This window comes from Corynebacterium sp. LK26 (assembly GCF_014335085.1).
GTDB classification, from domain to species: Bacteria; Actinomycetota; Actinomycetes; order Mycobacteriales; family Mycobacteriaceae; genus Corynebacterium; species Corynebacterium jeikeium_D.
On the sequence record NZ_PDHB01000001.1, the window covers coordinates 334,826 to 356,571 of the forward strand.

The following is a 21,746-nucleotide window of genomic DNA, read 5'->3' on the forward strand; positions in this document are numbered from 1 at the left end:
TGCTGTCGCGACCGTCCAGAACTGAGAACGTGATCTTAAAGACTGTTGCGCTTGATGCCCGATTCGTCGCCGTCGATGGTGACGCGCACCTCGCCACGGCCATAGAGCCACAACACCAGTTCCCCGACGCTTCCGCGGACAGTCACAACTGGAGCACCTTTAGCACTGTTGTCGATTAGGGTCACCGCAACTCCGTCGTCACGCATTAGCACCACGGTCGAGGTCGAACCGCGCAACATCATACGGCCGGCAGTAGTGACCAGACGCCACAGGTCCGAAACTCCGGAGGGTGGCAGCTGACGAACGGTCCAGCCTTCCTGGGCACGACGGACATCCTCGTGATGGACGAAGTTCTCCGCAGCGTTGACGTAGCGGTCTGCCCAGTTCATTGGATTCCATCGCGGAGCACCACTACCCCACTTCCCCACCACTTCGACGTAGGGCATTCGATTGACCTCAGCGGTAACAGCATCGAGGCGGTCCGAAAGCGCCTTGACGAACATCCCGCCAGCGGCATCCAGACGGTTTTCGCGAATGTACAGGTGGTTGGCAAGATCCCGGGTCGTCCACCCCTCGCACAAGGTCGGTGCGTCGGGGCCGACGCTGAGCAGTAGATTAGCTAGGTCTTCACGTTCCCGTTCAGCAAAAGTCATAGCTCCAGCCTAGACCAGGCACGGAGAAGCCCGCATCCACACGGTTGTAGGTGGATGCGGGCTCTTACGCTAAAAGACGCTCTAGAAATTTAGATACTTTCGCGCGACTCCTGGATTTCCTCATCGGTAACCTCTTCGGCTGCCTCAGAGGACATCGGCACGATTGTCGGAACAACCATCGGGCTGCGACGCCACTTCTGGTTAATGACACGCTCGGTGCGGCGACGAACTTCCTGAGCCATACGGTACGGGTTGTTCTCGCCACTGCCAGCCAGGTCAAAGAGAGTATCGTCAACGACCTGCTCGACGGTTTCGAGCACTTCCTTGGCGTCGTCCGAGTAACCGCGAGCCTGAGCCCGTGGCTTCTCCAACGGGCGGCCAGTGCGGTTATCAATGACGGCTGTGACGGTGATAAGACCACCTTCACGCATTTCAGCACGGTCTGCCAGCACGTCAGCGTCGACGTCACCCATGGTGACGCCATCGACGTAGAGGTTACCGACCGGAACCTGGCCAACTACACGAGCGCGACCGTCAACGAGGTCGACAACCACACCGTTCTGAGCCAGGACAACGTTTTCTGGCTTCACACCAGTGGACACAGCCAGCTCCTTGTTGGCACGGAGGTGGCGCCACTCACCGTGAATCGGCATGACGTTCGACGGACGAGCTGCGTTGTAGAGGAACAGCAGCTCGCCGGCAAAGCCGTGACCGGAGGTGTGAACCTTCGCATCCTTACCGGTGATAACCGTGGCACCAATTTGGGCCAGCATGTTGATAACGCCGAAGACTGCCTCTTCGTTACCGGGTACCAGCGAAGAACTGAGGATAATCAGGTCGCCATCACGGACGGTGATCTGACGGTGCTCACGGCGGGCCATGCGAGACAGCGCAGCCATTGGCTCACCCTGCGTACCGGTAGTCACCAGCACGACCTTGTGGGGCGCCATGCGAGCGGCCTCGTTCATTTCCACAATGGTATTTTCCGGAGCGGTCAGCAGCCCCAATTCCTGCGCGATGCGCATGTTGCGAATCATAGAGCGACCGTTGAAGGCAACCTTGCGGCCAGCCTTAACAGCTGCGTCGATGACCGCCTGCACGCGGTAAACATTCGATGCGAAGGCCGCGACGATAACGCGCTGCTTGGCATCCATAATCAGACGGCGCAGAGTTGGAGCCAACTCCGCCTCGGATCCCGAGAAGCCCGGAATCGTAGCGTTGGTGGACTCACACAAGAAGAGGTCGATTCCCTCATCACCGTAGCGGCTCAGCGCCGGCAGGTCAGTCGGCTTTCCGTCCGGCGGGGTCTGGTCCATCTTCACGTCACCGGTGTGGACGACCATGCCAGCTCCGGTCTTAATGACGATGCCAAGGCACTCCGGAATCGAGTGGTTGACATTGAAGAAACGCAGATCGAACGGACCACGCTGAATGTGGCTGGTGTCGTTGACCTCGATGACCTTCGGGCGCTGACGGTGCTCCTGTGTCTTGGCCTGAATGAGTGCCAGGGTAAAGCGAGAAGCAATAATCGGGATGTCCGCGCGCTGCTTGAGCAACCAAGGGATAGCACCGATGTGGTCCTCGTGACCGTGGGTGACCACGAGAGCTTCCACGCGATCCCACTTGTCTTCCATGTAGGAGAAGTCAGGCAGGATCAGGTCAACACCCGGCTCATCCGAGCTCGGGAACAGCACGCCGCAGTCGACGATGATCAGGCGGTTCTTGTACTCCAACACGGTCATATTGCGACCGATTTCGGAAATACCGCCCAGTGCAACCACGCGCAGGCCGTCCTTGGGGGCCTTCGGCGGTGCAGGAAGACGCTGCGTCAAGTCTGCACCCTGCATCGACTGGACTACGTTACGACGGTTGCCACCGCGTCCGCCACGGCCACCCCTCGAACTATTTCCGCGGTTACCTCCACGGCCGCCGCGACCACCGCGGGAACCGCGGTTGGAAGAATTCGAAGAACCTTGGGACTTCTTAGCGTTACCGGAGTTCTTACGCTCACCGGAACGCTGCGAGGACTTCGAGCCGTTGGATTTAGCTCCACCCTTGTCGGAGCCCTTGGATGCAGAGTTATTGGACTGCTCTGCTGCAGCCACGTCGGACTCGGAAGGCGGACCAGCCTTACGAGTTACCTTGCGGGCGCGATTGCGTCCTTCAGCCACTACAGAACACCTGCCTTCCGCATAGCTTCTTCAAGCACCTCAAGCTGCTGGTCATTTGCTGCAATTTGCGGCAAGCGTGGATCTCCTATCTCAATGCCCTGCAGACGCAGAGCGGATTTAGCAAAACTTACACCGCCAAGTGCAGCCTGAGCGGCAAACAGCGGAGTCATCTTCGCGTGGGCAGCCTGCGCACCAGCAAGGTCTCCCTTGTCAAAGCAAGAGCGCACCTCAGCCAGCAGCTGCGGGGCTGCATGTCCAATAACGGAAATAAACCCGGTGGCGCCAACAGACAGCCACGGAAGGTTCAGCACATCGTCACCGGAGTACCACGCCAAATCAGTATTAGCGATAATGCCGGCGGCAGCTCCCAAATCCCCCTTGGCGTCCTTAACAGCCTGGATTCTCGGGTGCTCCGCCAACCGGTAAATGGTATCAACTTCAATCGGAATAACCGAACGCGGCGGAATGTCATACAAACACACCGGCGCCTCGGTTGCGTCAGCCACTGCCGTAAAGTGACGGTACAGCCCCTCCTGGGACGGCTTGGAGTAATACGGCGTGACGACGAGCAGCGCATCCGCGCCCGCCTCCACAGAAGCCTTTGCCAGCTCGATGGACCCGGCCGTGTCATTGGTGCCGGCACCGGCCACGAGCTTAACCTCGTCACCCATCTCTGCACGGACAGCTCGGAGAAGCTCAAGCTTTTCCTCAACCGTCGTAGTAGGCGACTCGCCGGTAGTACCGGCCAGAATGAGTGCATCGCAGCCACCGTCTACAAGATGACCAGCGAGCTGCACACCCGCCTTGACATCGAGGTTTCCGTCCTTATCAAAAGGGGTCACCATAGCTACGGCGACGGTGCCGAAAATGTCAGCACCGCGAGTTGACGCAATTCCTGTGCTCATTGTTGACTACCTTTTCTTAAAAATCTCAATCGACTATATCTTCACACTGTACGTGCGATTACCCCTCGAAGGCGTAAGGACTCGACGCGACGACCGACCCATCCTTCAGAGTGTTTATCTCAAAATCCCCAAAAGCAACAGGGGCACAGCGCTGCAGCTCCCGCAGGCAAGCCACTGCCAACTCCCGAATTTCAGCATCGGCATGCTCAGTCGCACGCATCGAAATGAAGTGGCGCCAAGACCGGAAATTACCAGTAACCACGATTCGAGTTTCGGTGGCATTGGGCAAAACCGCCCGGGCTGCCTGGCGTGCCTGCTTTCGCCGCAAGATAGCGTTGGGCTCGTCGGCCCACTTCTCTTCCAGTGCGTCTAATAACTCACCATAGGCGAAACGGGACTGATCAACCGCGCTTTCGAAAACTCGCAACAGATCCGGGTCCTCCGCAATTGCGGGAGGAACCACAACATTGTTGGAACTGGCCGGCACAAACCGCTGCGACAACTGCGAAAAGGAAAAGTGGCGGTGCCGTGTGAGTTCATGTGCACACGAGCGCGACAGCCCACGAACATAGATGCTTGCACTTGCGTGTTCAAAAAGTGAGGTGTGGCCTACCTCAAGCACATGTCGCAGATATCCCCTATTCGTCGCCGTTCGTGGATTGGGCTTGTCCCACGTTTCATAACAAGCCCTGCCGGAGAACTCAATCAATGCTTCCCCACCATCGGCATCGCTATCAAAGTCGATGTCCTCCGGCGGGAAGAAGTTGGTCGCGGCGATTAGCTGCGCCTTGAGAGTGACATTTTCAGACATTTTCAGTTAACTCCCGGCCATTAAAGTCCCAGGAACGGCTCCAGTCCCACAATCAGGCCCGGAAAATCCTCAATCTTGCGCACACCCAGCAGAACGCCTGGTACGAAGCTGGTGCGCGAGTAGGAGTCCTGCTTGATGGTGAGCGACTGCCCTTCTGCACCGAAGATAACGGTCTCGTGAGCCACCGAACCGGTCATACGGACTGCGTGCACCGGAATGCCCTCGACCTCAGCACCGCGAGCACCATCGAGAGTTTGCTCAGTGGCGTCCGGCTGCTCCCCCATGCCGGCTTCCTTGCGAGCACGAGCAATAGCCTCAGCAGTGTGGATAGCGGTGCCCGAGGGGGCATCCTTCTTAAAAGGGTGGTGCATTTCGATAACTTCAGCGGAATCGAAGTACGGAGCGGCTAGCTCCGCCATCTTCATCGTCAGTACCGCGGAGATTGCGAAGTTCGGTGCAATAAGAACATTGGCCTCACCGGCGGCGTCGTCAAGCCAGCGCTGCACCTGATCGAGGCGCTCCTTGGTAAAGCCCGTAGTACCCACGACGGCGTTGATGCCATTCTTAATGCAGAACTCAAGATTGCCCATCACAGCGTCGGGCTGAGTAAAGTCAACAATGGTCTGCACACCAGCGGTGACAAGTTCATTCAGGTCATCGCCAGAGTCGAGACCCGCTGCCAGCTCCAAATCGTCGGCGGCTTCAACTGCCTCGCAGATGGTGGACCCTACCTTGCCCTTGGCGCCAAGTACGCCGACCTTGATATTGCTCACAGCTATTGTCCTTTCCCAACGGGTTTATCTTTCTCCCTTACCTTAGAATGTGTTGGCCAACTTGTGTGCCAATGCCCCCGTCCGCTTTGCCTTTTTGTCGACTTACGACGGGGTTTTTGTTGCGCTAAGATTCCATGTCTTCGACAATTACCTATTTCTGTACCGATATATAGAAAGAGACTTCAATTGGTTTCTGAATCTGAAGATTCCGAACTCAGCCCAAGTTCGGAGGCACCACAGGCCGATGCGCCCAAAAGTGCTTATATGGCCATTTACGTGCTACTAGCTGCGGCATTCATGGCTATCTTGAACGAGACGGTCATGAGCGTCGCAATTCCCGTCGTCAAGGCGGACCTCGGAATCAGCGCAGCTACCGCAGGCTGGCTGACAACATCGTTCCTACTGACCATGGCAGTTGTCATTCCGGTCACTGGATTTCTCATTTCGGCAGTGCCGTTCCGCATTCTTTTCGCGGTCAGTCAAGGACTATTCGTCGTGGGCACTCTCATCGGTGCTTTCGCGCCAAACTTCGCGATCGTTCTGCTCGCACGCATTGTCCAAGCGTCCGGTACCGCAGTGCTGCTGCCGCTGCTGATGACCACGGTGCTCAACGTAGTACCGGAGCATGAGCGCGGGCGCATGATGGGACGAATGAGCGTGGTCATCGCTGTCGCGCCTGCTATCGGACCGACCATCTCCGGTCTCATTCTGGAGATTGCCAATAACAATTGGCATGCGCTTTTCGACACGATGTTGCCGCTCGGCCTAATTGTGCTGGTAGTGGGTGTCATTCTCGTTCCCAATATTGAGGAAAACTCCGCGAAGTCCATCGATATCCTCTCGGTGTTCCTCAGTGCCGGCGCATTCGGTCCGCTGGTGTACGCGCTGAGCCGCGTGGGCGCAGAGTTTTCGCTTATCGACGGAATCCTGTGCGCAGTCGGCATCGTGCTGTTGGTGTTCTTCATCATGCGCCAGCGCCGTTTGGCACCGCACAACCGAGCTCTGCTGGATCTTCGAACCTTCCGCACAAAGAGCTTTAGGCTGTCCACAATCATTCTGACCATTGGTTTCATGCTGATGTTCGGTGTGATCATCATTTTGCCGCTCTACCTCAATCTGCGAGGTGTCGACGTCAAGACTATTGGTTTGATTGTGATGCCTGGTCCACTGGTTATGGGTCTGATGGGACCGGCTGTCGGCCGGCTCTTTGACAGCTATGGTCCGCGCCCACTGGCAATTCCCGGCTCCATTGTCCTTGCCCTCGGTCTTTTCGGGCTCGGCTTCATCTCAGCATCGACTCCGCTATGGTGGATTGTCGCCTGCCACATCGTCCTTGAGATTGGCCTGGGGCTGCTGTTTACTCCGCTGTTCACATTCGGTCTTGGTGATCTTCCGAAGCGCCTCTACCCGGATGGCTCAGCAATCATGAACACGCTACAGCAGGTTGCCGGCGCTGTCGGTACCGCACTGTTTGTGGCGCTGTCAGCTGTTATTGCCACTGGCCTGTCCGGCACTGGTGCAGCAGCTCCTGCCGCCGACGACTTGATTCGTGGCTATAGCATTGCGATGTTTACCGCCGCGGGATTTGCCGTGGTGCTAATCTTCCTCACCACGCTGCTCAAGCCGCAGCGGAAGAAGATTGCATTACAGTAGCCCCCCCCCCAAGACCGGGGGGGGGAATACCGCCTAAACTAGGCGGCTTGCTCCCGGCCCGGGATTTCCAACGAAAAACTCCGGTTCCGGCATTCCTCTGTCACGGAAGGCCGACGCAACTGCATTCGCTGCAGCACTGACACGGTCGTGTGGCAGCAGCGCAATGGCACTGCCGCCAAAGCCACCGCCAGTCATTCGGGCACCAAGCGCCCCCTGCTCAAGCGCTACGTCCACAGCAAGATCCAGCTCTGGACAGGAAACTTCGTAGTCATTCCTCAGCGAAAGATGGCTTGCCACCATCAACGTGCCAAAGGCCTCGAAGTCCCCCTCGGAAAGCTTTTCAATCGCCTGTGCCGTCCGGTCAATTTCGGTAACAACGTGACGTACTCGGCGCGCCACGGTATCAACCCATTGATCCCTATCTGCCTCAGCTGGGACGTTCTCCTTCGCCCAATTGATAGCAGCACCAACTGCATCATCCAGACCGCGGAAATCAGATACCCCAAGACCATTTGTCACGGCATCGATGATTCCGCGACGCGTCGCATACTGACCATCCGAGAGACTATGCCGAACGTTGGTGTTGATTACCAAAACCTCTAGGTCCTCGTCTGCGAAAGCAGCCTTTACAAGCTGGTCAGAACTCTTCGCAAAATCAATCACCAGTGCGTGGTTTTCCTTGCCCTTGATGGAAATACGCTGATCCAGACCGCCGGTAGAGGCACCAATGACCTCATTTTCTGCGCGGATAGCCGCCTCAACAATTCCCTGCTGCTCTTCATCGTTTGGTGCGCGCCCGTGGACGAGCTCAAAGGCTGCAACGCCGACAGAACACTCCAGAGCGGCGGAGCTGGAGAGCCCGGAACCGATCGGAACATCGGAGGAAATCGCAATGTCAAGGCTTGGACAATCCGCGGGCAACAGCCCTGCCTCACGCATAGCCCAGATAGTGCCAACTGCGTATCCCGTCCAATTTGCAGGAGAGTTCGGACCGACATCGGACATTGCGATAGCAACCGGCTTGTCACCGTCTGCGACGTCGTCCTTGTCCATCAAGTCCGAAACAACTCGCACTGTCCACGAGTCACCAGCAGCCTGGGCACCCACCGCTGCGAAAGTACTCTGTGCCAACGCGAATGGCAGACAGATACCACCGGCATAATCGACATGCTCGCCAATCAGGTTGACTCTGCCTGGGGCGCGGAAGACGCCCTGTGGTTCCGAACCGAAACTGCGGCGGAATTGCTCAGTTACGTCAGATACCGCCTGTTTATGGGAGCGAGTGGGAAGCCAGCGAGTCTGGCCAACTTCCCGGAAGCGGTCAGCGATTGCCTCCGGGGTCGTGTCCGAAATCCAGGCTCCTTGCCCGGACTCTGAACCCGCGAGGAACTTCATGCGTCCTGCAGAGCGCATCATGGAATAGAGCTGCAGGTGGAGGCGGCCAAACTGGTGATCCTCGCCTACCGGAGCTTGGTTCCATGCTGCGATGTACGGCGTTTTGTCGATGCCGGGGAAGAATCGGTCAATACGTCGCAGCAGGTCAAGATACATTGCTGTCAGTTCGTCCTTCTCCGCATCGGTCAGCTCCTGAAAACCACCGACAGCGCGGTTAGCCATAATCATGACTTCGACTGGCCACTTAGCTGCAGCTGGGACGAATGCGGTGAAGTACTCCCCTTCTGCGATGATCCGTCGACCTGAAGCCTTTTCGGCCTCCAGGACATCCTCAAAGAGGTCACGACCGGTGGTTTCGAAGTGGGCTTTCGCGCGTGAAACAATGGCTGCCGCACGTGGGGGCAGATACGGGTACGAGTAAATCTGCCCATGAGGATGCTGCAGCGTTACCCCAATTTCCTTGCCCCTGTTTTCAAAGGGGAACACCAACCTCACACCTTCGAGCTTGCTGAGTTCCGCAGTGCGGTGCGCCCACGCTTCAATAACGGTGCGAGCACGAGTAAAGGTCAGATCCCGGAAGGAGTCCGAAACATTCGGGGTAAAGCAGACAACCTCACACCGAGCCAAGGCCGGCTTCCGCGGGAAAATCTCGGCGCCGTCGACAGTTTGGGCAAAGTCATCCGGAACTTCCATGTGCATGGAAAGCGAAGGGAAGCGGTTTTCAAAAACCACCACGTCGTAGTCACTGGCAGGCACCTCTGTGGGAAGTTGTCCCGGCAGCGTCGGAGCTAGTGGGTTCTCACCAGCAGGAGGCATAAAGGTGCGGTTCATGCGGTGCGCCGCGTAGCAGTACCACTCACCCGTCAGCGGATCTTGGCGCAGCTCCGACTCCGTAATCGCCTGTGGCAAATCACGTTCGTCGGTTAACTTTCGAGTCTTTTTGCCCGAGACATAGTCCGGTTCATCGTCGAAGTAGATTAGCTCGCGACCGTCGGCAAGCGTAGTGCGCGTTACCGAAAAAGCGTGAGAATGCTGGTCATCGGTTGTCATTTTTACTCCTTATGATTCTTCGACAACCGTTGGGCGCAGTTTTGCCCAGGTATAGAAAACGATTGCAAAGAGAAGCAGGGCTATGCCGCTGTACAGGTTATACATCGGCTCTTTGGCAACACTGGTCTCCGGGTTAACTCCAGGATCGAGGAACAGCCACGACAGCAGCAAAATGATGCCGTAAAGACCAAGCAGCGCCCCAATGACATTGCGAATGTCAAAGGCACCTGCTTTCTTATTACCCGTGCTGATAGTCGCTTCTACAGTTGAATTGTTGTGTGTCCGTGACATGATTTCTCACTAGCTCCTATGCGAAAACGATGTTAAGAACTACGGCCATCACCAGGCACAAAATACCCAGCGGAACAGTTCGCTGTAACAATGGCAGCTCTGCCTCAGCAGCGTCTGTGAAGTGAGCCTTCGGCGTGACGGACTTGACGAAGCCCACCAGCTCCTCATCGGGTTTCGGCGTTGTCATGAGCGAAACGACCACAGCCACCACAATATCGACGACGAATGCCACGGAGGCGGCAGCGAACGCAGTGCCCTGCCCCGGCAGCTCAAAGATAGTTGCGTTTGCCGACGTGAACTCGGAGATGTACCAGTACAAAATCGCAGCACCCGTTCCTGCGAGCAGAGACGTCCAACCTGCTGTCGGCGTCATGCGCTTCCAGAACATACCGATAAGGAAGGTAGCGAACAACGGTGCGTTGAAGAAGCCGAATAGCGTCTGCAGGTAGTCCATGACGTTGCCGAAATTATCGGCAATCAATGCGGTGAACACTGCGATGCCGGTCGCGCCAATGGTAGCGATACGACCAACCTTGAGGTAGTAATCATCTGCTCGATTTTTGACGACGTAGGTCTGCCAAATGTCGTAGCTAAAGACTGTGTTGAACGCGGAGATATTCGCCGCCATACCTGCCATAAAGGCTGCTAGTAGCCCTGCAATAGCGATGCCCAGCAGGCCGTTGGGAAGCAAATCTCTCATTAGGTACAGAATTGCGTCGTTAGGCTTGGCAGTCTGATCCATGATGGGTGCGACAGTCGCGCCGGCGATCATGCCCGGCAGCACCACGATGAACGGAATGAACATCTTTGGAAACGCGCCGATAATTGGAGTCTTGCGTGCGGCCGACAGCGAATCGGCTGCCATGGATCGCTGAACCTCCACGAAGTTCGTTGTCCAATAGCCAAAGGACAGCACGAATCCCAAACCGAATACCAATCCGATGACTGAAACTACCGGGTTGTCAAAACCAGAAATATCCGTGCCCGGCCAGGTGTGGAAGTGCGATTCAGTGGCAACTTTTTCCTTAAGCCCCGACCAGCCGCCGACGCTGTGCAGACCGATTAGAGTCAGTGGCAATAGAGCTGCGACAATCACGAAGAACTGAAGTACCTCGTTGTAAATCGCTGCGGACAGTCCGCCCAACGTGATGTAGGACAGCACAATGACTGCAGCGACGACCAATGTCAGCCACAGTGGCCAGCCGAGTAGCGCATTGACCACTTTGGCCAGCAGCAAAAGGTTGATACCCGCGATGAGCAGCTGCGCGACGGCGAATGAAATCGCGTTGACAAGGTGCGCTCCGGGACCAAAACGACGCAGCATGAATTCTGGTACTGAGCGAACCTTGGAGCCATAGTAAAAGGGCATCATGACAATGCCCAGGAACACCATGGCGGGAACCGCACCAATCCAGAAGTAGTGCATGGTCTGGAAACCGTATTCCACACCATTTGCGGACATACCGACGATTTCCACTGCGCCTAGGTTGGCTGAGACGAACGCCAACCCTGTCACCCAAGCCGGCAGTGAGCGCCCAGAGAGGAAGAAGTCAATGGAGCTGGACACTTTGGCTCGTGCAGCCCAGCCAATGCCTAGGACGAATAGGAAGTATAGGGCAACAATGGAGTAATCCACCCATGATGCCTCGAGCCGTAGGGCTGATTGCGCCACTATCACGACGGCCTCCTCACAATTAGGGAGTCAAAACGTATTCAGGAAATGCACGAATTGGGATTTCTTTTTCTCGGCACCTGGCTGGTGCACGCCCATCAAGGCCGTGAAAGTGGCTCGACCTACCCCGAAGTGTGGGGCCAGATAGCCACTATCCGGAACAAAAGGAAGACCTATTCTTTTACATTCGTCCCCAAGTGTATTTTCCATTCTTAATTCCAGGTGAATTAATTAAGAAGGTTTTAACCCGATTGAGGGGGCTGCACTCTTCTGCGCTGGGAAAACTATTTTCCGCCCGTTTCCGCGCGCAGTCCCATGGCAAGAGTTGTTGTCTCTCCAGCCTGAACTCGCAGCAAACCGGTACCGGAGCGTAGCGCATCCGGCGGACATGTCATTGGCTCCACCGCAATCGCATTCCCGTGCCCAGGAAATCCTTCTCGTCGTCCGGCGTCCGCAACATAGACCTGGAAGAAGCGGAATTCATCATCGGCCCAGAGCACAGCACCCTTGCCATTTGGTCCAACCAAATGCGCTTCACGACGGCGCGGCGAGTCACTCCCCGCTGTCTCCTCGGCAGCAAAGAAGCAGTGATCCAGCCACAGTCCATCCAGGGATACTCCCTCTCGAAGGCTGGGAACCACCGTCTCGGCTGGCACTGCTGGGCCGGCGGGCAAGTTTCGAATTGGCTCCAGTGGCAGGTTTTTATCAACGGGCAACCGCAGTGTGCAACTGCCGAAGTCAGCGCCCAACGCGCTTAAATAGGGATGCCAGCCCAGACCAAACGGGCACTCCCTATCGCTGCGATTATGCACTGTGAACTCCGCCGATAGGCCATCTGAGGCTGTGACTTGCCAACGCACGGTCAGACCGAGTTCCCAAGGCCAGCCCGGCTGCGGCTCAACTTCCACGCCCAAGGTGACGCTGCTGTCATCAGAATCGACCACAGACCAAACGCGATCTGCAACAAACCCGTGAATAGCATTCGCCCGGGACGGCTCCGAAATATCTAGCCGATGTACTTCCCCATCAAAGATGAATACTCCGTCAGCGACCCTGTTCGGCCACGGAGCCAGGAGCGTACCTGCGGACAACGGTGGATTGAACCCTTTGGGATAGTCAGTCAGCAGTGGCAGGCCACAGTACTCCAGTGATCTCGGACCACCACCGAACTGGGAAATACTTGCGACATAGTCACCGGCCGCAATGTCAATGAATTCATGATCGTGCGCGACAAGTTGCATGCGCAAATCACCTTCCACGTGGGTTCGAAGATTAATCCCTTCGAAAGCCGAGATTAACCCAAAACAAAAGCGCGGTTAGGTCAATTTGTGACCTAACCGCGCCCTCGCTACTCGCGTTGTCGGAGGCTACCTACAGCACATCCTCCGTCGTCAAGCATTAGTTGTCTTCGACCGGAACCAGCGAGATCTTGCCGCGGTTGTCGATATCAGCGATTTCGACCTGAATCTTGTCGCCGACATTGATGACATCCTCGACCTTCTCGATGCGCTTGTCGCCACCGAGCTTGGAGATGTGAATCAGACCGTCACGGCCCGGAGTCAGGGAGACGAAAGCACCGAAAGCGACAGTCTTCACGACAGTGCCCAGGTAGCGTTCGCCGACCTTCGGCAACTGCGGGTTAGCAATCGCATTAATCTGCTCGATTGCAGCGTCCGCGGCCTTACCGGAAGTTGCCGAGACAAATACGGTGCCGTCGTCCTCGATAGAGATATCAGCACCGGTTTCCTCGGTGATGCCGTTGATGGTCTTGCCCTTCGGACCGATGAGCTCACCGATCTTCGAAGCCGGAACCTTAACGGTGGTGATCTTCGGAGCGAGACCACTCATCTCGTCCGGAGACTCGATGACCTCAGCCATGGTGGACAGGATGGCCAGACGTGCATCACGAGCCTGGGACAGAGCATCGGCCAGAACCTTCGACGGAATACCGTCGAGCTTGGTGTCCAGCTGCAGTGCGGTAATGAAGTCCGCAGTACCAGCGACCTTGAAGTCCATGTCACCGAATGCGTCTTCGGCACCGAGAATATCGGTCAGTGCGACGAAGCGGTTTTCACCGTCAACCTCGCCGGAAACCAGGCCCATGGCGATACCGGCAACCGGAGCCTTCAGCGGCACACCGGCGTTGTACAGCGACAGAGTCGAAGCACAGACCGAGCCCATGGAGGTCGAACCATTGGATCCAAGAGCCTCGGAGACCTGGCGAACGGTGTACGGGAATTCCTCGCGGGACGGCACGACCGGCAGCAGAGCGCGCTCAGCCAGTGCCCCGTGACCAATCTCGCGGCGCTTCGGAGAGCCAACACGACCGGTCTCGCCGGTGGAGTACGGCGGGAAGTTGTAGTGGTGGATGTAGCGCTTGGAGGTAACAGGAGTCAGCGAGTCAATCTGCTGCTCCATCTTCAGCATGTCCAAAGTGGTGACACCCAGAATCTGGGTCTCGCCGCGCTCAAACAGCGAAGAGCCGTGGGCACGCGGAATCAGCCCGACCTCAACGCCCAGGTCACGAATGTCGGTGACACCGCGACCATCGATGCGGAAGCCCTCAGCGAGAATCTTCTCACGGACAATCTGCTTCATCACTGCGTTGTATGCAGCGCGAATCTGCTTAGATGCAGCTTGCTCGTCGACATCATCGGATACGAAGCGCTCCAGCAGCTGCCCCTCGACGTCCTCCATGTACTCATTGGTGGCGTCATCTCGTTCCTGCTTACCCGGGATGGTGAGCAGCTTGGCCAGCTTCTTAGCGGACTTCTTCTCGACGGCGTCAAAAATCTCATCGCTGTATGCCGGGAACAGCGGGAACTCCTGCGTTTCCTTCGCTGCGCGCTCAGCCAGACCCTTCTGTGCCTCACACAGAACCTTGATGTGCGGCTTTGCTGCCTCGAGGCCAGCGGCGACGATGTCCTCGGTCGGCGCCGGTGCACCGTCAGCAATACGCTTGACGACGGTCTCCCCTGCTCCGGCCTCCACCATCATGATGGCGACATCTTCGACGTTCTTGCCGCGACGCTTGCGGGTGACGATACGGCCAGCGACGACCATCTCGAACAGAGCCTGCTCGTGCTGCTCCTCGGTCGGGAAAGCGACCCATGCACCCTCTGGGTGCTTGTCATCAGCAACGAGCGCGATGCGGACGCCACCGACAGCGCCGGAAACCGGCAGCCCGGAAAGCTGAGTTGCAGCTGACGCGCCGTTGATTGCGACAACGTCATAACGGTCCTTCGGATCCCAGGACATGACGGTGACGACAACCTGTACCTCGTTGCGAAGGCCCTTGACGAAGGTCGGACGCAGCGGACGGTCAATCAGACGACATGCCAGGATGGCGTCGGTGGACGGGCGGCCCTCACGGCGGAAGAACGAACCCGGAATCTTGCCCGCGGCGTACATACGCTCTTCAACGTCGACGGTCAGCGGAAAGAAATCAAAGCCCTCGCGGGGCTGGTTGGAAGCGGTGACGGTGGACAGGAGCATGGTCTCCTCGTCCAAGTAGGTGGTCACCGAACCATCGGCCTGACGAGCCAGCTGGCCCGTTTCAAAGCGAATGGTGCGGGTGCCGAAATCACCATTGTCGATGGTGGCAACGGCCTCGGTAATACCGAAATCCTCATCAAAGAAAAATTCAACAGCCTTGCTGTTGGCCATAGGTTTCTTACTCCTAGAAATAGCGGCGATCATCGATGTCGCCTGTAAAAGATCGAATGAACTTCGTTTGCGTCACGCATTCTACCAGCTAACGCGGAAAGTTCTCGTATTGGACGGATCGGAGATCTCTCACTGCATCTGGGTTCTTGCACCTACGCGGGGTTCTAGGAGTTTGCGGGGCGGGGGCACTTATCGATGACTTTTCTTGACTCATCGATGGTTTACCGTGTCTTATCGACGAATTACCGTGTCTTATCGATGGGGCCCCGGCACTTATGCGCACGCCTTCGATCAGCCCCTCCACATGTCGATGAGGGATTCACTTGTGGCCACGCTACAGCGCATCGATGAGTGAATACCACAACGACAAGTGATCAAAAAAAGACCCGCCGTGAGCTTCCATCCAATGGAAACCCAAACGGCGGGTCTAAAAAGCTTAAAAGCCTTGAATTAACAGAGCAACTTACACCAATGAAGCTCTGACAAACAAGACATTAGGGAGAACCTTAGCGACGCAGACCCAGGCGCTCGATCAGCTTACGGTAGCGCTCAACGTCGTTGTCCTGCAGGTACTGCAGCAGGCCCTTGCGGCGACCGACCAGCAGCAGCAGACCACGACGGGAGTGGTGATCGTGCTTGTGGAACTTCAGGTGCTCGGTCAGCTGACGAATACGTGCGGTCAGCAGTGCAACCTGAGCCTCCGGGGAACCGGTGTCGGTCTCGTGCAGGCCGAACTCCTTGAGAATCTCAGCCTTTTCTGCAGTGTTCAAAGCCATGTAAATCTAACTCCTTGAATCAAATTATGGTCGTTTTTTCAGTCCACATTCTCGGCTTTCCCGGAACCAAACAGCGTCTGGCAACTGGTTCCTCGCAACTGCTTGTGGACCGCAGTCACAGCCGACGTTTTACTTTAACAGCTAATCGGTCTTAGCCAAAATGGCTTCGGTGTCTGCCACGTCCTGGTTCATCCGGTCAATGAGCTCCTCGACCGAGTCGAACTTCTCCATGCCGCGAATCCGGTCGACAAACTCAACCTGCCCAGCGGTGCCGTAGAGGTCCGCATGACGGTCAATCACGTAGGCCTCGACCGTTCGATCAGTGTCTCCAAAGGTCACATTAGTGCCCACCGACACGGCCGCTGGGTAGCGCACCCCAAACTCGATATCGCCCTTCGGGTCCGGCTCCGGGCGGGCTGCCGTCGGCTGAACCGTGAACCATGCCGCGTAGACACCATCAGCCGGGATTGCCAGGCCCTCAGCGAAGTCAATATTGGCGGTCGGAAAGCCCAGCTGCGCTCCTCCACGCCCCTGACCTGGAAGAACATCACCATCGACACGGTAGAAGTACCCGAGACACGAGGCGGCTGCGGACACCGCACCGTCGGCAAGCAAACCGCGAATACGTGTCGACGAAACACGTTCGGTCGAGTCCGCGGCAGTGACGTCGAGAAGGTCGACGATGGTGACGTCGACCCCACACTTACAGCCGTGCTCCGGCATAGTCTCGGCGGTACCTGCGGCCTTCTGCCCATAGGTGAAGTTCTGGCCAACGAAGACGGCCTGTGCATTCAGCTTGTCGCGGACAACGGTGCGTACAAAGTCTTCTGCGGGGATGCTGGAGAAGTTCTTGTCGAAAGGCACGACAAGCATGGCATCGATTCCCTCCGCTTCTGCCAGCTCGGCGCGACGGGACACGGTGGACAGTGCCGGCGGCACCTTATCCGGGGCAAACAGCGCTACGGGATTGGGATCGAAAGTCATCAACAGCGACTTCACGCCACGAGCGCGAGCGTCACTGACCGCAGCAGCTATCAGGCGCTTATGCCCAAGATGAATACCATCGAACACTCCGATGGTTACGACCGTGTCCCCCAGGTCTTCGGGTGCATTGTCCAAGCCATACCAAATCTCCACAAAGAGCCAGTGTAACTGGTCACCGTTTAACACACCGCATATAGCGCAACATAGGATTGCGTCTATGACCGACTTCGATCCGATTGCAGACTCCGGCATTGTCATCGTCGACAAGCCCCAAGGCTGGACAAGCCACGATGTAGTGGGCAAACTCCGTCGCATCTTCCGCACCAAGAAGGTCGGCCACTCCGGTACCCTCGACCCAATGGCCACCGGTGTGCTCGTCCTCGGCATCGGCCGCGGCACCCGTTTCCTGCCACATGTCCACGCCGACACGAAGTCCTACCAAGCCACCATTCGACTCGGCGCTGCCACGCTTACCGACGACGCCGAGGGCGAGTTGCTCTCCGAATCCTCGGCGGCATCGGTGACTGATGAAATGGTTCGAGCGGAAATTGCGAAGTTCACCGGCACAATCATGCAAAAACCCGCGGCGGTATCAGCGGTGAAGATTGACGGTGTCCGCGCCTACGAGCGCATCCGCCGTGGTGAGAAGGTCGATATCCCTGCGCGCCCAGTGACAATCACCCGCTATGAGGTTCTGGACATCCGCCACGACTCCGATCCTTCGCGCCCCGGGGAGTGCATCGATATCGACGTGGAGGTCGACTGCTCTGCCGGCACTTTCATCCGCGCCCTAGCTCGTGACTTGGGGGATGCACTGAGAGTCGGTGGTCATCTCACTGCTCTGCGGCGTACTGCCGCCGGCGTTTTCACTATTGATGAGGCGTTGACTATCGACGAGCTCACGGCGAAGGCCGAGCAGTTCGACACCGCCCATCCAGAAATTGCGGAGATGCGACGCCCAGTCCCGGAGCGCGCCGCTTCCTTGCTGCCGATGAGTCTGGACGAGGCCTGCCTGCGTTGCTTTGATACCCGCGAAATTACTGAACAGCAGGCGGCTGATTTGGCTCAGGGCAAGTGGCTGGAGCCGATCGGAAAACCTGGAGTCTATGCGGCGGTGTCACCAACGGGAAAGGTTCCGGCGCTACTCACAGAATCTGGCAAACGGGCTAAGACGGTCTTCGTGGTGCGCCCGGCCACGCTATGACTACCTCTCAAGGATTTTAAGACTGCTCGAGCCACACCGCGGTTGCAACGATGCCTGCACCGCGAGCCCAGAAGCCCTTTACTCCGCGGAAGGCGCCGGGAATCTCACGGTGAAACGTTAGCTGTAAAGGTCCCCCTGTGAGTCCTCGGGAAAAACCTCGCGCTGCTATCCGTTTCTTCCTCGGTTGCACGGAGACTTCGTCGAAGTCCAGCCACTGCCCGACTATCGGCTCCCAGAGTTTGTACATTGATTCCTTGGCGCTAAATTGCACCAGCGGGTCAAGGCGTGCTTCGTCAGTGCGCAAGACTGCCTCGATGATTCCTAACTCTAGAGTCTGCTCGACCTCGACATCGATGCCAATCCCCTGCAGCTGTTCAGCGCTCGCGGACACGGCTGCCACGGCCCCGTCGCAATGGCTAATTGACCCCACGACTCCTCGCGGCCACAGCGGCTCTCCGGTGGTCGACATGCCAATCCCATGTGGGGCAGGCTCTCCTAGCCGTTGCACCGCCTCATGCGCAGCGAGGCGCCCTCGGGTGAAATCACGGATTCGAACAGGTGCTGCACTATCAGACAGCCTCAACTCAGCGCTACGGAGCTGCTGCAATTCCGCATCACTAAACGGACGCTCGGCATTGGAGTCAATAACTAGCCGGCTACCGGCGGGCAAATGCCTGGCCAGATACTCCTGGACGTCGGCAAGCACACTCATGCGCTGATGCCGTACCATTTCTCTCCACGGAAACGGGTAGCGACAAAGATTAGTCGCAGAATCATGAAGGCCAAGAGACCGCACCACACGCCGGTCAGCCCCCAGCCAAATGCCTGCGCCAGCCAGACCGGTGGGAGGAATCCGCACAGGACCGCGCTAACGGTGGCGTTACGGAGGAAGGCTGCGTCGCCGGCGCCGAGCAACACGCCATCGAGCGCGAAGACGACACCGCCGATAGGAATCATTGCGACAAGAATCCACCATGGTCCGGCGGTGACTGCGTCAATCACGCCTGTTGCGTCGGTAAAAATGCGGACGATGCTGGCATTACCTACTGCGAAAACAGCCGCTAGGCCGAGGGCAATGACGCTTGACCAGACCGTCACGCGCTTGCCAGTCCAGCGGGCAACGGCCGTGGAGCTACCGCCCAACGCTGCACCGACGAGCGTCTGTGCAGCAATCGCTAGCGAGTCGAGCACCAACGAAATCAGATTCCACAGTTGCAGCATGACCTGGTGCCCACCGAGCGTGGTCGGCCCAACGCGGCCAGCAACCGCTGCGGCGGAGAGGAACGCTACCTGGAAGGACAAGGAGCGAACGATGAGATCGCGGCCGAGGACCAGCTGGCTTTTGATAATGGCGCCATTCGGGCGCATGGAAAGCTTGCGGCTAGAGCACTCTTTGAAAAGACTGCGGAGGAACAGTCCGCCGGTAATCAATTCGCCGAAGAGAACGGCCAGCGCAGAGCCCTCGAGACCGAAGGCGCGGACCAGCGGCACAATCACAATGGCGGCCGGAACAAGGCCTGAGAGCACAAATAGCAGCGGCGCGCGAGTGTTTTGGATACCGCGCAACCAACCATTTCCAGCCTGCGCAATCAACGTCAGCGGAATGGCGAAGGCAGCAACTCGCAACCACTGCCCGGCATCATGAGCGACCTCCGGATGAGGAGCTAACCAACCGGTAAATACTGGTGCCAACCCCACGATGATGGCAAAGAGGCTAAGGCCCACAAAGATGGCGACCCACGTCGCTTGCAGTCCCTCTTCAACCGCCTCGTCCACGTTGCCCCTGCCAAAGGCTCGCGCTGATCGGGCGGTCGTGCCGTAAGCCAAGAAAGTAAGCTGCGTAGTTACCACAGAAAAAACCGTCGAACCAGCGGCAAGCGCCGCAAGCTGAACAGCTCCAAGCCGACCGATGACAGCCGTATCCAGCAGCACATAGAGTGCGGGCGCGGCAAGAACACCCAACGCTGGCAGCGCAAGCGAAACGATTGCGCGAAAGCTGACATCTGACTTCGCACTGTGCCCGGTTCGCTCTATGCCGGTTCGCTCTATGCCAGTTTGCTCTATGCCAGTTTGCTCAATCTCAGTGCGCTCCTGAGTTTCTCGCGAGTCCGACAATCCCCTAGGCCTCGCTCGTGCCTCGGCGTGCCTGGGCTGCGACATCGCTGGTGTCCAGGATGGCCTGCAGCAGCTCATCCTTGCTGCACTCCCGAGTCAGACCGGCGGCACGCTCGTGGCCACCGCCGCCAATTTCCAGGGCGACCTGGGAGACATCGACAAGCTCGCGAGAACGCAGCGAGACGGCCCACTGGTTTGGCTCATACTCCTTAAGCACGGCACAGACGTCGGCCGCATTAGTCGTACGCACAATGTCCACGACCGATTCAATCTCATCGTGGCCAACTTCGGCGGTCTGGTCGTGCTCAATGACGACGTGGATTAGGCCAGCGCCGTCGCCCCACTCGGGCACCAATGTCGCGGTGGAAAGCACCTTGCCCAGGAATGGAAGGTAGGCAAACGGATGTTCTTCCAGCAGCTGTGCACCAATCGTGCGCGGATTGAGCCCCTTATCCAGCAGGCGCGCCGCTGCAGTGTGCATGCGGGAATGGCCGAACTGGAACGATGCGGTGTCCGTCAACAGCCCTGCATAGAGAGCATGAGCCATCGGCGTGGTCAGCTTGATACCCCAGACACCAAAGAAGTCCAGGAGCACCATGGTCGAGGACTCTGCGCGTTCGTCAACCATGTTGACGGACCCAAAGCGAGTGTTGGTCGCGTGATGGTCAACATTGATAACGCGGTCGGAGGCCATCACGCGATCTTCCAGCGCACCGAGGCGCCCCGGGCTTGCGCAGTCGACAGTCACCCACGTGTCAATGTCTTCATCCAAGTCCGTGTACTCGACAAATCGCTCCCATCCGGGGATGGTCAGCAGCGACTTGGCTGGCAAATCGCTCTCACCGTAGCTGGCTACAGCCGAAATGCCACGCTGTACAAGTGCCATGACCATCGCAGATGCAGCACCAATCGCATCCGCATCGGGGTGAACATGGGCAATGACGCCGACCTTCTTGGCGTCGGCAAGCATATCCTGCATCTGCTGAATCGGCTTGGACATGCGGCGATTAATCGCCTGGGAAAGCTGGTGAGCTGCCTGCTCCTGAGCCTGCGGAGAAGTGGTCACGTGGGTGCCCCTTTCATCGATAGATGTGGCCGGTGGAGAGTTTTACTCCTCGTCGCGGTATGGGTTGGCATCGCCTGCGGGCTTTGCGTTTCTAGCCTGCTCAGCCAATTCCGCGTCGCGCGCGCGAGTCTTATCGAGCAGCTCCTCAAGGTGCGCGGAAATCTCCGGCACCGTGTCAACCTCAAAAGCCAGCGTCGGTGTGTAGCGCACACCGGTGCCACGACCGACCAGGGAACGCAGCTGCCCCTTCGCCTTTTCCAGCGCTGCTGCTGCCGACTCGTAGTCCGGTTCCTCGTCGAGCGTACGTCCGCGCACAGTGTAGAAAACTGTGGCGTCGTGCAAATCGCCGGTGACGCGGCAGTCGGTGATAGTCACAAACTCCAGCCGCCGGTCCTTAATCTCACGCTCAATTGCGCTGGCGACAATCTCCTGAATACGCTTGGACAGCCTGCGCGCGCGTGCTGGATCTGCCATTTTTGGCTACTCCCTATCTATCTCTACCTGTGCGTAACGATTCGTAGCTAGACCCCATTTAGCGTGGGGCCTGAAGTGCCCCTTCGC

General features: G+C 57.7%; 18 protein-coding genes. 2 read left to right on the plus strand and 16 right to left on the minus strand.

The window, feature by feature from the left end:
* Positions 1–35: 35 nt before the first annotated feature.
* From CRD13_RS01480 to dapB, 5 genes are all read right to left on the minus strand, one after another.
* Complete coding sequence (locus tag CRD13_RS01480) at positions 36–653, minus strand: TIGR03085 family metal-binding protein (protein WP_070566282.1); 618 nt, start codon at positions 651–653, stop codon at positions 36–38.
* An 89-nt stretch (positions 654–742) separates the two neighbouring features.
* Entirely contained in the window at positions 743–2,824 is a 2,082-nt protein-coding gene (locus CRD13_RS01485; RefSeq protein ID WP_049170842.1) for a ribonuclease J, read from the minus strand.
* Positions 2,824–3,729, minus strand: a complete 906-nt coding sequence (gene dapA / locus CRD13_RS01490) for a 4-hydroxy-tetrahydrodipicolinate synthase (protein WP_016422600.1) — start codon at positions 3,727–3,729, stop codon at positions 2,824–2,826. The genes CRD13_RS01485 and dapA overlap by 1 nt, the downstream gene beginning before the upstream one ends.
* A 58-nt stretch (positions 3,730–3,787) precedes the next feature.
* Positions 3,788–4,540, minus strand: a complete 753-nt coding sequence (gene thyX / locus CRD13_RS01495) for an FAD-dependent thymidylate synthase (RefSeq protein WP_016422599.1) — start codon at positions 4,538–4,540, stop codon at positions 3,788–3,790.
* Between the two features lie 20 nt (positions 4,541–4,560).
* Positions 4,561–5,313 carry a 4-hydroxy-tetrahydrodipicolinate reductase gene (gene dapB, locus CRD13_RS01500; RefSeq protein WP_187401187.1) on the minus strand — a complete coding sequence of 251 codons (753 nt, stop codon included), beginning with the start codon at positions 5,311–5,313 and terminating at the stop codon, positions 4,561–4,563.
* A 264-nt stretch (positions 5,314–5,577) separates the two neighbouring features.
* On the opposite strand from dapB, the gene CRD13_RS01505 reads away from it, so the two are divergent.
* Positions 5,578–6,966 carry an MDR family MFS transporter gene (locus tag CRD13_RS01505; protein ID WP_224784239.1) on the plus strand — a complete coding sequence of 463 codons (1,389 nt, stop codon included), beginning with the start codon at positions 5,578–5,580 and terminating at the stop codon, positions 6,964–6,966.
* Between the two features lie 33 nt (positions 6,967–6,999).
* Here the strand turns inward: CRD13_RS01505 and galK are convergent, their stop codons facing one another.
* From galK to CRD13_RS01540, 7 genes are all read right to left on the minus strand, one after another.
* On the minus strand, positions 7,000–9,411 hold the full coding sequence (galK, locus tag CRD13_RS11120) for a galactokinase (protein ID WP_187400128.1): 2,412 nt from the start codon (positions 9,409–9,411) through the stop codon (positions 7,000–7,002).
* Between the two features lie 9 nt (positions 9,412–9,420).
* Positions 9,421–9,702 (minus strand): hypothetical protein, encoded by a 282-nt coding sequence (locus CRD13_RS01515; protein ID WP_049189429.1) that lies wholly within the window; start codon positions 9,700–9,702, stop codon positions 9,421–9,423.
* Between the two features lie 16 nt (positions 9,703–9,718).
* The gene (locus CRD13_RS01520; RefSeq protein WP_187400126.1) at positions 9,719–11,380 is read right to left on the minus strand and encodes a sodium:solute symporter family protein; all 1,662 of its coding nucleotides are present in this window, start codon (positions 11,378–11,380) and stop codon (positions 9,719–9,721) included.
* 278 nt (positions 11,381–11,658) lie between these two features.
* Entirely contained in the window at positions 11,659–12,615 is a 957-nt protein-coding gene (locus CRD13_RS01525; RefSeq protein ID WP_016422596.1) for an aldose 1-epimerase family protein, read from the minus strand.
* Positions 12,616–12,772: 157 nt separating this feature from the next.
* Positions 12,773–15,040 carry a polyribonucleotide nucleotidyltransferase gene (locus CRD13_RS01530; protein WP_222866608.1) on the minus strand — a complete coding sequence of 756 codons (2,268 nt, stop codon included), beginning with the start codon at positions 15,038–15,040 and terminating at the stop codon, positions 12,773–12,775.
* A gap of 506 nt (positions 15,041–15,546) precedes the next feature.
* A complete protein-coding gene (gene rpsO / locus CRD13_RS01535; RefSeq protein ID WP_016422594.1) occupies positions 15,547–15,816 on the minus strand; it encodes a 30S ribosomal protein S15 in 270 nt (89 codons plus the stop codon).
* Positions 15,817–15,957: 141 nt separating this feature from the next.
* Positions 15,958–16,953, minus strand: a complete 996-nt coding sequence (locus CRD13_RS01540) for a bifunctional riboflavin kinase/FAD synthetase (protein WP_042388641.1) — start codon at positions 16,951–16,953, stop codon at positions 15,958–15,960.
* A 64-nt stretch (positions 16,954–17,017) separates the two neighbouring features.
* Between CRD13_RS01540 and truB the strand changes: the two genes are divergently transcribed.
* Complete coding sequence (gene truB / locus CRD13_RS01545) at positions 17,018–18,004, plus strand: tRNA pseudouridine(55) synthase TruB (RefSeq protein ID WP_016422592.1); 987 nt, start codon at positions 17,018–17,020, stop codon at positions 18,002–18,004.
* Positions 18,005–18,020: 16 nt separating this feature from the next.
* Here truB and CRD13_RS01550 read toward each other — a convergent pair whose 3' ends face one another.
* The 4 genes from CRD13_RS01550 to rbfA are packed head-to-tail and all read right to left on the minus strand — an operon-like array spanning position 18,021 to position 21,659.
* Complete coding sequence (locus tag CRD13_RS01550; protein ID WP_187401188.1) at positions 18,021–18,734, minus strand: 4'-phosphopantetheinyl transferase; 714 nt, start codon at positions 18,732–18,734, stop codon at positions 18,021–18,023.
* A complete protein-coding gene (locus CRD13_RS01555; RefSeq protein ID WP_222866609.1) occupies positions 18,713–20,119 on the minus strand; it encodes an MATE family efflux transporter in 1,407 nt (468 codons plus the stop codon). The genes CRD13_RS01550 and CRD13_RS01555 overlap by 22 nt, the downstream gene beginning before the upstream one ends.
* Positions 20,120–20,123: 4 nt before the next feature.
* A complete protein-coding gene (locus CRD13_RS01560) occupies positions 20,124–21,185 on the minus strand; it encodes a bifunctional oligoribonuclease/PAP phosphatase NrnA (protein ID WP_049170820.1) in 1,062 nt (353 codons plus the stop codon).
* Between the two features lie 42 nt (positions 21,186–21,227).
* The gene (gene rbfA, locus CRD13_RS01565) at positions 21,228–21,659 is read right to left on the minus strand and encodes a 30S ribosome-binding factor RbfA (protein ID WP_016422588.1); all 432 of its coding nucleotides are present in this window, start codon (positions 21,657–21,659) and stop codon (positions 21,228–21,230) included.
* Positions 21,660–21,746 lie beyond the last annotated feature (87 nt).